An 887-nucleotide genomic window follows, 5' to 3' on the forward strand; every position below is an offset into this window, starting at 1 on the left:
AGGGAACGGGACTGGCAGAATGCCATAAACTCATCAAAAACATGAGCCAGGGGATTGGTGCGCCTGCGCTGCTCAACGGGAATATTTTCCAGATTTTTCATCATCAGTTCATCATAAATGCAAGGCCGAGAAGGCCAATGATCACCGGCCATTTCCACATCAGCCGTACCATATCCTCGGTACGGTAACGTGGAAAAAGAAAGGCAATAGTGGTGGGGATGGCTACCACAGCAAAGACCTTCACCAGGAAATCAAGCCAGTTGCTGCCACCACCCAGAAACAGGGTCACGTAAATCACGGCAGTGGTGTAATACTGGAAACTCTGCATGATCAGCAGGCTGCCCATGTACTTGCCGCCCATTTCCACCATGGGGCCGGTGGCGATCTCAGCGGGCGCCACGTAGATCTCGAAAGGCTGCTTGCCCATCATGCCCTGCATGGCGAACAGCCCGGCGATGGCCAGCAGCGGCATCTGCGCGATCCCCCATGCGGCCATGCCCTGCTCCTGCTGGATACGCAGGATCTCCAGAAAACTCATGGTGCCATAGTGATAGGCTGCACCGAAGATGACGATCACATAAGGGACCTCGTAGGCCAGCATGGCCGTCAGTGCACGCGCCACGCCGATGGAGGCATTGGGGTTGGCGCAGCTGGACGCCGCCAGGGCCATACCCAGTGAAGGGATCATGGTCATGTACAGAAGCACGAGCAGGCCACCTTTTTCCGCAATACCGGTCATGCCCGGTACCGGCAGCAGGGTCTCTGCGGCGTAACTACTCACCCCTATCAGCATAGAGCTGTCCCGAAAAGGCCATTTGAATGGCGACCAGCGGATTGTATCCCTGATTTGCCATGGTCTGCAGGTAACTGGAGATGCGGCAATAGGC

At 56.3% G+C, this 887-nt stretch carries 1 protein-coding gene; it reads right to left on the reverse strand.

Annotated elements, in window-relative coordinates; translation table 11 throughout:
- Nucleotides 1-103 precede the first annotated feature (103 nt).
- The gene (locus ACOCD2_RS22560; protein WP_308318560.1) at nucleotides 104-883 is read right to left on the reverse strand and encodes a complex I subunit 1 family protein; all 780 of its coding nucleotides are present in this window, start codon (nucleotides 881-883) and stop codon (nucleotides 104-106) included.
- Nucleotides 884-887 lie beyond the last annotated feature (4 nt).

Source organism: Thiolapillus sp. (genome assembly GCF_048562965.1).
GTDB classification, from domain to species: domain Bacteria; phylum Pseudomonadota; class Gammaproteobacteria; order Chromatiales; family Chromatiaceae; genus Thiolapillus; species Thiolapillus brandeum_A.